At 38.6% G+C, this 9,485-nt stretch carries 10 protein-coding genes; all 10 read right to left on the bottom strand.

Going from position 1 to position 9,485, the window contains the following annotated elements; all coding sequences use genetic code 11:
• Positions 1-263: 263 nt before the first annotated feature.
• Entirely contained in the window at positions 264-1,190 is a 927-nt protein-coding gene (locus DW981_RS13425; RefSeq protein WP_118508076.1) for a hypothetical protein, read from the bottom strand.
• Positions 1,187-1,828 (bottom strand): hypothetical protein, encoded by a 642-nt coding sequence (locus DW981_RS13430; protein WP_118508077.1) that lies wholly within the window; start codon positions 1,826-1,828, stop codon positions 1,187-1,189. Before DW981_RS13430 ends, DW981_RS13425 begins: the two co-directional genes overlap by 4 nt.
• Positions 1,829-1,842: 14 nt before the next feature.
• Entirely contained in the window at positions 1,843-2,379 is a 537-nt protein-coding gene (locus DW981_RS13435; protein WP_118508078.1) for a hypothetical protein, read from the bottom strand.
• A complete protein-coding gene (locus DW981_RS13440; protein ID WP_022025711.1) occupies positions 2,357-3,103 on the bottom strand; it encodes an ATP-binding cassette domain-containing protein in 747 nt (248 codons plus the stop codon). Before DW981_RS13440 ends, DW981_RS13435 begins: the two co-directional genes overlap by 23 nt.
• An 18-nt stretch (positions 3,104-3,121) precedes the next feature.
• Entirely contained in the window at positions 3,122-4,084 is a 963-nt protein-coding gene (locus DW981_RS13445) for a hypothetical protein (protein WP_118508079.1), read from the bottom strand.
• 2 nt (positions 4,085-4,086) lie between these two features.
• Positions 4,087-5,223 carry a DUF5050 domain-containing protein gene (locus DW981_RS13450; RefSeq protein WP_182434295.1) on the bottom strand — a complete coding sequence of 379 codons (1,137 nt, stop codon included), beginning with the start codon at positions 5,221-5,223 and terminating at the stop codon, positions 4,087-4,089.
• A gap of 126 nt (positions 5,224-5,349) precedes the next feature.
• Positions 5,350-5,745: a hypothetical protein gene (locus tag DW981_RS13455; RefSeq protein ID WP_022025714.1), complete on the bottom strand. Its 396-nt coding sequence runs from the start codon at positions 5,743-5,745 to the stop codon at positions 5,350-5,352.
• Between the two features lie 240 nt (positions 5,746-5,985).
• Positions 5,986-6,303: a hypothetical protein gene (locus DW981_RS13460; RefSeq protein WP_022025715.1), complete on the bottom strand. Its 318-nt coding sequence runs from the start codon at positions 6,301-6,303 to the stop codon at positions 5,986-5,988.
• An 87-nt stretch (positions 6,304-6,390) separates the two neighbouring features.
• Positions 6,391-8,364 (bottom strand): YgiQ family radical SAM protein, encoded by a 1,974-nt coding sequence (locus DW981_RS13465; protein WP_118508081.1) that lies wholly within the window; start codon positions 8,362-8,364, stop codon positions 6,391-6,393.
• A gap of 30 nt (positions 8,365-8,394) precedes the next feature.
• A complete protein-coding gene (locus DW981_RS13470; RefSeq protein ID WP_182434296.1) occupies positions 8,395-9,201 on the bottom strand; it encodes an HAD family hydrolase in 807 nt (268 codons plus the stop codon).
• Positions 9,202-9,485 lie beyond the last annotated feature (284 nt).

Consider the following 9,485-nt stretch of genomic DNA (forward strand, 5'->3'; position numbering starts at 1 on the left):
ATTATAACAGTTTTATAGATATTTAGCTCTCTGAAATTCTAAAAAATCAAGTAATTTTAAGGTGAGGTGGAATTTACCCCTGCACTGGAATTTACTTTTTCAAGTTAGCTGAAGGATATTCTCCTGCACTGGAATTTACTTTTTCAAGTTAGCGACAGATTTTCTCCAAGGACGATTTTCTCTCATGGAGGATTTTCTCCAATGGAGGATTTTATCCAATGGAGATATTATATTTTTTATAACGACTGGTTTCATCCTATATTTTAGGAAATAACCGGATAAACCATGATCCATTTTGCTAATATATTCCAAGTGTCGTACTGCATAAACGCCGCTGCCAATACCGGTCCAAATATGAGCACTGCCAAAATCAGGACTCCGACCTTTTTGTTTTGTATAAAATATAGAATACTATAGGTCACGACTGCAAAGATCATTGTATTTACTACTCGAAGTAACAGCGTCAACAAATACCACTGAGCAATACTGATTGTGATGTGCTTTCCTGCCAAACAGGAAATGCTTTGAATGGGTGCGTCCAAATAAGAAAGCGGCGAAAACTGTCGTATCACCATAAGTTCCTCCACGGCAAACAGAATGACAAATATCAATGTCGCCATAAGGATTGTTCTAAGCTTAGCACCCCATAATCCTCTTCTGCCTTCTCTGGTTACACTTATCGTTGCCAATAACTCTTTTGGCTCACAGCATACTAACAACACGATCAGCAAAAAAACAGACAACATCAAGCCCCACTGCGTTCGATCCATGCGAAATAATTGATCGTAATAACCATCAAAGATTATCCAAGAGCCATTTTTTCGTGCTGTCTCATATTTTTCATAGACCATATCAATTGCTTCATTCTTATCATTCATCATATGATATTCGTCACGATATTTCATATACTCATCGACGCTGATCTTCCCCTGCGCATATTCATCTTCCTTCTGCGCCTCCTCCTCTAACACAGCGTCCTTTCTCTGTTTCAGCTCTTCAATCTCTTTTGCGGTAGATGCCGTCAATCTGCCACCGATCTTTTGATATATTTCCTGCTGCTTTGCAGTATTTCTTCCCTTTTGTACACTAGAATTCTGTGTCCAAAAGAGCATCAGGAAAGCCAGGTGGATAACGACAAAGCATAGAAGCACTCTACCGTTTAAGATCTTTTTCCATTCAAACCATATCATTTTTTACCACCTCTTTTGGTCCACAACAATAGCATAATACATATCCCAATAAGAATAACGGCGATAAGCAGCGGGAAGATCACCATGGAATATTGATACTGTCCTAATTGAATATACCTCGGCTGCTGCGCAAAATATTTTATCTGAAATAATGAAATCGGATTACCAAGTTTTTCGAATTTTAATAATCGATAAAATTCCGGTCTCGGCAGGAAATACCGTTCTCCCGAATCCACCAAAAAAATGCTGTTATAAAGTACCACTTCCATAACATCCGGAATGATCCCCAGTATAAAAATGACCAATGCCGCTAACAGTGCAAAGATTCCTTTGCACGTTAATTTGGATAACAACATGGTGATCACTGCGATGACAATCGTGGCAAGTGCAGCTGCTGCGATCTGTCGCAAAATATAACCAAAGATCGTTAGTCCTGAAGCACACATTTGATATCCCTCCACCAAAAAGAGCGGACTGCTCCAGTCCTCACTACGCATACCAACAGCAAACCATTGATATGCCAAATAAATACCCCAAAAATAAAAATTGGAAATCACAGACCAAAAAACTCCATGCAATAACTTCGTGAGTATAATTCTCTCTCTTCCTTTGCGGGTGACATGGACAACATCTGCCAAATGACTCTCCCACTCTATGGAAAAAGAATTGCTAAGGACAAAGATGACAAACAAACAAGGCAGTACGCCATATAGTTCACAACAAACGGCAGCCGTAAGCTTTTTTTGATCAACAATTGTTGTATTTTTTCTTTATGGTAACCCACCAATTCTCCCTGATAATCAGAAACCATCAGCTCCATATTACTGTTTCTCTTTTGGATGCAGTCAATGCAATCGATCGCTTCTCCTAAAAAGCCATATTCGTCAAGCTTCGTACCGGCATATTTCCCCGGCTTCTTAATTTCTGTTTTAATCGGTGTCCCATCCTCACGATAAAGCTCTGTCTGAAGCTGATCGACTTCCTCCTGCAGCTTTTGCTTGTCAGCTAAGGAAATCTGTTGGTCTTTCATCTTTGTAAAGAAAATTTCCCTTGTATTTTTTTCAAAAACATATCCGTACTCATTAAAATGCATTAAGCCAATTGCCGCAAACGTCAGCAATAGCAACATAAGTAATGTTCCCCAAGTAAGCACATACTTTTTGCTTTCAAATTTCATTCCCTGTATCATGTAATTTTCTCCCTGTCAAATGCAAATAATACTGTTCTAAGCCGGTCAGTTCCTTATCTTCTATCTGCTTCATATAATAAGACATTGCATGGTTCTCCAGAACCTTTCCTTCATTCATAACTAATATATAATCTGCCGTCTCTTCAACATCAGAAACAATGTGCGTGGATAAGATCACTGTCATCTCCTTGCCGGCTTCCTGTATCATCCTCTTAAACTCCGCGCGCTCCTCCAGATCCAGGCCAACTGTCGGTTCATCTAACAGCAGTATTCTTGGACTTTCTAAAAAAGCCTGTGCAATGCCAAGACGCTGCTTCATTCCACCGGAATAAGTGGCAATCTTATTATCTTTTACATCATATAGATTTACTCTTTGCAGCAATTCATCAATCTGACGAGTGTTCTTACGATCTCCCCCCTTTAGATAATGCATGTATTTCATCATGTCATATCCGGTAAAATGAGTATAGAATCCGATCTTTTGCGGCAGATAGCCTACCATAGAATGATACCCTGCCAGATCATCAAACACATTTTTCTGCTCATAACAGATCGTTCCTGCCGATGCCTTTAAAACAGTGGCGATAATATTTAACAATGTCGTTTTTCCTGCACCGTTCGGGCCCAACAAGCCGTATACTCCTCCTGAAAACTCTTGTGACACCCCCTGCAACACCGTTTTTTTACCGTATTGCTTACTAATATTTTTAATCTCTAACTTCATGGTTTTAGCCCTCCACCTTTACGGTTGAATTTTATACTTGTCTGTAACATACGAACTATCAACATCGCCCCCTTGTTCATACATGTAAGCAAACACTACATTACTCTTAGCTGAATTCACAGATATTTTTTTACTTATTATTTCATTTGGTTTTTGTCTCCAAAAGAAAGAATAATTGCCATCCACCTTAATTGGAGAGCCATCTACAAATATCATCCCAACATATACCTTCGACTTTCCTAATGCCCCTAAATAAATATGATCTGAATTTCCCATATCTAATATATAATCAAATTTCGGCATACTTTTTTCTTCTTTCTCGGAAAGCCATACAGCTTCTGAATCATTTTCTTTATCGATCTTACGTGATTTCATATGTATGAACTTTTTGCGAGAATTCACTAAATTAGGTAATGTTCCCTTTAGCTTATATACACCGGCGGACTCTCCAACCAACACTTGATCCAGCGAATCATTCGGAATATTATCCGGATAATAAATCATAACCATTCTAAGCTGATTATTTTTTCTGTTAAAACTTTTTGCCGAAAATTTAATGTTCAACTTTTCAGAAGAATTTGGGTTCAATAAAAAAGCACCTGCCTTTTCTTCCCCTCCTTCGATATGTTCTATTGCTTGATAACAATCGTTCACAAAAACCGCTATAATATAGTTCAACGTTGTGTTACAGCTATTGATACATTCAAGATTAAATTCATATTTCCCATCACTACTAACTTCAATTATTTGATCATTCATAATTGGCTGTTCAGCCTTATCGTATAAATAAAACCCCGCTGAAGTTTGCTTTATCGGACCATCACTTACAGGTGTACTCTCTGCATCTACGCTTTTATGTACTTTGTTCAAATGTTTCTCATTTTTAGGATTCCTGTTCACGAAAAATATTATACTGCCAAACAGCAAAACACCTATTCCAAATACAATTGCAAACTTAACAAAAATCTTATCTCTAATCATTGTTAGCCCTCCACCTTTTTCGGATAATCGAGACGTTTTTCGCCACTTCCATCCTTCTTAACGCAATACAAATGTGTAGGACGAGCACCCACTTGTCCCTCTTTTAACTGTCCTTCATATTGTTGAATTACCAGCCAATCACTCTCCGGACACACGTACAGTGCTCCCATCGCGCACTTTGTAACTTCGTTGCTTTTGTTTGACGCAATATCTAACACTCTCAAAGAAACATCCTCATCATTTAAGATCACCTGATAATAAATCTTGTTGTTTTTTTCATCAATGTTAAATAAATATACCTCATCCAACACCTTTTCTACGTGATGGTCTGTTAAAGAAATCCGCTTTAAGGTATTTTCCACCTCAAAACGACCCTTTTTATCATATTTCATGCACCGATAATATAAATAATCCCCACATATCTGCGGCGACGCTGCCTTTTCATCGCAAAAGCGTTTTTTATCACTGCCATCCAAATTTGTTTGATAAAGTAACAGATCCTCTAAGCAAAAATATATTTTATCTTTATAAAATGTTACATATTCATATGATACCGGTTTATCAAGCACCTGCTCTTCTTTAGACGGATCATCGATAGAAATTCTATAAATGCCAAAATCATTCATAAAATATAAATATTTCCGGTAGCCCCATAGACCTCCAATATGATTTTTACTTCTGTAAATGCAGGTGATCTCATTATTTTGTATTTTCCAAATTTCACTATTATCTGTTCCACTGACTGCAAAAACAACATCGCCATAGCTAACCATATAACTTAATTGCTGATTTGTAATGCAATCTGTCCCATTATGTAAGCAGGAGCGTTTATTACAATAAAATTGTAGTTTTTGTGTGGAATCATCAAAACATAGCATCTGCGAACCGCTATCATCTCTGTTATCTATTACCACTCCACGTCCCTGTACATATGCCTGATCTCCACCATTTTGAAGATTGCCCGAAGTATTTCCAATTCCGCTGTAATCAACTGCTATGGGATTTTTTGTTTTCGTTGAATGATCAGCCTGCCGGACATTTTTTTCCACCGGCTTTCTCGTCGCTATTAGCGCCAAAAATATTCCTATTATGATAACTACGCCACAACACAATCCAATAATTATCTTTTTGTTTTTCATAAAGACACCCCTATTTTCCATTAATATTTAGAGATTACAATTATTGCTCTATCCTGTCCACTCAAGAGAAAACACGGTTGATTTTGTTGTTAAATCAACCGCTTTTCTCCAACAACCTCTCTGCAATTATTCTGAAAGATTAACACTAAAATTTCCAAAATTTGAACTTGTAACATAAAATTTAGCAGAAATTCTCTTTATTGAGCCTGGCTTATAGTGTTCACCAGCATAAGATACGGTATACGCATTGCTCGCCGACTTGCTTACCCCCATCTCTCCACCACCGTCTTTTTTGACAATGTTAATATTTTTAATTCCTAATTTCTCAACCTTATTTCTGGCTGATATTTTTAAATAAGCTTGGGAATATGTAGTCGAACCTCCTTGTCGGGAAATAGAACATGTCACTGATGTCTTACCTAACTTTCCACCTTTCGTTTCATATGCGCCTGCTAAACTTACATTAGCAATCATACATGTAATAGCCACAACAGATACCATTTTTTTGATGTTTTTTTTCATACGATTTCCTCCTCATATTGATTTGTAATGAAAATAAATATAACAGAATTAATAGAAACTATTTTTAATAGAAACTATTTTTTAATAGAAACTATTTTTAATAGAAACTATTTTTAATAGAAACTATTTTCATTTTGTATTATACAATATATATCATTGTATGTCAAATATTTTTTTTAATAAAGTATACAATTTTATATATGAACTGAATTAAAAAGCTTAAATGCAATTTACAGCGAATCACTCATACAGCTTTCGACCTCTCTTTTTTTCTTCTTCCTCCGTTGTCTTTAGGATGTCCTCTTCTAATTTACCATTTTCCCAAAATTCCCACTTTTTAATAATTTTCCGAAACCATTTACTTTCCTGACAAGCCATAATAGCTGCCCCAAATCTTGCCAATTCAGTTGAACAAGTCGTTCCCACATAATGTCCCTCTGCTTTTTTACGAATTTCCTTCACATCATGTAATTCATCCAAATATGCATTGATCTTATCAATGTCATAGTTATTAGCTTCAATCTTTTCCTGATCGAATTCTATTATTTCCTCAAACATTTTTCTTCCTTTCTGTTGTTCGGGATCATGTGTAATCCCCATGATTTCTGTGTTCCGTGTTTACTTTTTGTTGTTGGTCAAAATAGGCTATTTTCTTCTGCTATTGCGCCCGGAACGCTTCTGCCCACCGCTTCGATTACGATCCACGTTCGATTTCCTTTGACCGTTTCTCTCTGACTGCTTTCCGGACTTAATCCCATTATTCGAGCGTTTTCCTGTTTTTCCCTTGTGGGATGCCTTCTTCCCGCTATGCTCCATCCACTTTTCTTTGCGCGGATGGATCAGACATTTCGCATCATATCCGATCAGATCGCGACGGTCTGCTTTGATCAAGGCTTCCTTGACCAGATCATAGTTGTCCGGATTGCGATACTGTATCAACGCACGCTGCATTGCCTTTTCATGCGGATTTTTAGGCACATATACCGGTTCCATTGTGCGCGGATCATATCCGGTATAATACATACACGTCGAGATTGTGGATGGCGTCGGATAAAAATCCTGCACCTGCTCCGGCATATAACCAAGATCTCGTAAATATTCCGCTAATTCCACTGCTTCCTTTAGTGTCGAACCCGGATGGGAAGACATCAGGTAAGGCACCACAAATTGTTCTTTACCAACTTTGCTGTTGATTCTCTGATAGCGTTTCAGGAAACGTTCATACACTGCATTTTCCGGTTTACCCATCCGCGTAAGGACTGCATCAGAAACATGTTCCGGTGCGACTCTAAGCTGTCCGCTAATATGATATTCGCATAGCTCCTTCAAAAAGGTATCATCTTTATCTGCCATCACGTAATCAAAACGAATTCCTGAGCGAATAAATACTTTTTTCACACCGGGAAGTTTTCTCAACTTTCGAAGAAGTATCAGATAATCATCATGTGTTGCAACAAGGTTATTGCAAGGTTTTGGGAACAAACACTGCTTACCGGTACAGACACCATATTTTTTCTGTTTATCACAGGCTGTACGCCGAAAATTAGCTGTCGGACCACCTACATCATGAATATATCCTTTGAATTGCGGATCTTCTATCATCTGCCTTGCTTCTTCAATGATCGACTCATGACTGCGCACCTGAACCACTCGACCCTGATGAAAGGTCAGCGCACAAAAGCTGCAGCCGCCAAAACATCCGCGATTGCTTGTCAAGCTAAATTTAATTTCATTAAGTGCCGGAATACCACCATCTTTTTCATAGATAGGATGGTATCCCCTCATATATGGCAGTGCATACACATCATCCATCTCTAATTCCGTAAGTGGAGCAGCCGGTGGATTTTGCACAATATATAAATGGTCGCTGTACGGTTCTACCAATCTTTTTGCCGTAACAGAATAGGTATTTTGATATTGTATATAAAAACTTTTTGCATATTGTTTCTTGTCGCTGCAAATGTCATCATACGATGGCAGCATCTGTGCATCGTACACTGCATCTAAATTTTTAGCACGATAAACACATCCATCAATAAATGTAATATCTTCTACTGCAATCCCACTGTCCAGTGCTTCTGCCACTGCAACTATCGCGCGTTCTCCCATGCCATATACTGCAATATCTGCCTGCGAATCCACCAAGATCGAATGTTTCACGCTGTCTGACCAATAATCATAATGTGCCAATCGGCGCAGACTGGCCTCGATTCCTCCGATAATGATCGGAACCTGTTTATACACTTTACGGATCAAATTGCAATAAACTACGGTTGCATGATCCGGACGTTTTCCAATAACGCCTCCCGGAGTATAGGCGTCTTGATGGCGTCTTTTCTTGGAAACAGTATAGTGATTGACCATAGAATCCATATTGCCGGCAGACACCAAAAATCCTAAACGTGGTCTGCCAAACACCTGCACACTCTGCTCGTCTTTCCAGTCCGGCTGGCAGATAACACCAATCCGAAAACCATGTGCCTCTAACACACGTGTAATGATTGCCATTCCAAAAGACGGATGATCTACATAAGCATCTCCACACACATAGACAAAATCAACCTCATCCCAGCCTCTTTTTCGCATATCCTTTTTGGAAATTGGTAAATAATCGTTCATTCTTATCCTCCGTTTGATCGTCTGTTAAAACTACACAAGCTGCAAATATCGAAAAGCATTATAAAGACCATCTTGCAAGATCATATCTGTTTCAAAGTCTGCGGCATCTAAAACCGAAGCTGCACTGCCACCCATGGCAATTCCAGTGCCGGCATAGGACAGCATCGGCAGATCGTTTGTACTGTCACCAATGGCAATCGTATCCTCTTTTGCAATCGCAAAATGATCCATCAAAAACTGCATACCACTGGCTTTGGAATATCCCATTGGAACAACTTCATAAAACCCATTACCACGGTCAATAAAGGTGAGGTCATGTTCAAACATTTTTAGAAAACGTTCCGTATCACTTCCCGGTGTATCACAAATACAAAATTTATCAAACGTCAGATCATGTGCATCCTGTGGCGTCACAAGAAAAAGATTGGGAATGACACCCATTTGTTCTTCTTTGAAATCGCCTATGTGGCTATGATATGTTTGTGAACTATAGTATACAGCCCCCGTGCTTTCAAGGATCCATTCCAAATTACAGTCATGTAACGCTGCTAATATGCGATTACCAAGATCAAACGGTATCGTATGTTCAGCAAGTACATTATCGTGATACGTAATATATGTACCACAGCCACAGACAAGCCCATCCATTTGCAACTGTAAAATAGGTTCGTCAATCTCAGCAAGCGCTCGTCCGGTATTAATAAAACATAAGTGGCCGTTTTGTTGTAATTTTCGAAGGGCTGTACGTGTACTATCCGGAATAATACGACCATCACGAGCCTCCGTTACAATCGTGCCATCTATATCAAAAAAAATCAGTTTGCGTTCTGTATTCATATGCAGCCTCCTGTGCAACATTAATGTCCAATTTAAGTTCTTAACCATAATAACGAAAATACAGATGATGTGCAAGTAGACCAAGAAGATGACTGATTTTTCTTGCTTTGGTTGGCTGATTTTGTGATTTCGGTTATTCCAGCTTGCCTTTTCGAGTGGTTGGGGTGACTTAATTTTTATTTTCCGGCATTTCAGCTTGCCTTTGCGCAGCTTTGGTTGACTGATTTTGTGATTTTGGTTATTTCAGCTTGCCTCTTCGGGTAGTTGGGGTGACTTAATTTCTA

It is taken from the genome of Clostridium sp. AM49-4BH (genome assembly GCF_003478335.1).
Lineage (GTDB): Bacteria > Bacillota > Clostridia > Lachnospirales > Lachnospiraceae > Butyribacter.

What these genes read in the sequence shown, in the direction of transcription:
- DW981_RS13425 (WP_118508076.1), bottom strand. Translation starts at nt 1,190, where the DNA reads ATGATATGGTTTGAATGGAAAAAGATCTTAAACGGTAGAGTGCTTCTA.
- DW981_RS13435 (WP_118508078.1), bottom strand. Translation starts at nt 2,379, where the DNA reads ATGATACAGGGAATGAAATTTGAAAGCAAAAAGTATGTGCTTACTTGG.
- DW981_RS13440 (WP_022025711.1), bottom strand. Translation starts at nt 3,103, where the DNA reads ATGAAGTTAGAGATTAAAAATATTAGTAAGCAATACGGTAAAAAAACG.
- DW981_RS13445 (WP_118508079.1), bottom strand. Translation starts at nt 4,084, where the DNA reads ATGATTAGAGATAAGATTTTTGTTAAGTTTGCAATTGTATTTGGAATA.
- DW981_RS13450 (WP_182434295.1), bottom strand. Translation starts at nt 5,223, where the DNA reads ATGAAAAACAAAAAGATAATTATTGGATTGTGTTGTGGCGTAGTTATC.
- DW981_RS13455 (WP_022025714.1), bottom strand. Translation starts at nt 5,745, where the DNA reads ATGAAAAAAAACATCAAAAAAATGGTATCTGTTGTGGCTATTACATGT.
- DW981_RS13460 (WP_022025715.1), bottom strand. Translation starts at nt 6,303, where the DNA reads ATGTTTGAGGAAATAATAGAATTCGATCAGGAAAAGATTGAAGCTAAT.
- DW981_RS13465 (WP_118508081.1), bottom strand. Translation starts at nt 8,364, where the DNA reads ATGAACGATTATTTACCAATTTCCAAAAAGGATATGCGAAAAAGAGGC.
- DW981_RS13470 (WP_182434296.1), bottom strand. Translation starts at nt 9,201, where the DNA reads ATGAATACAGAACGCAAACTGATTTTTTTTGATATAGATGGCACGATT.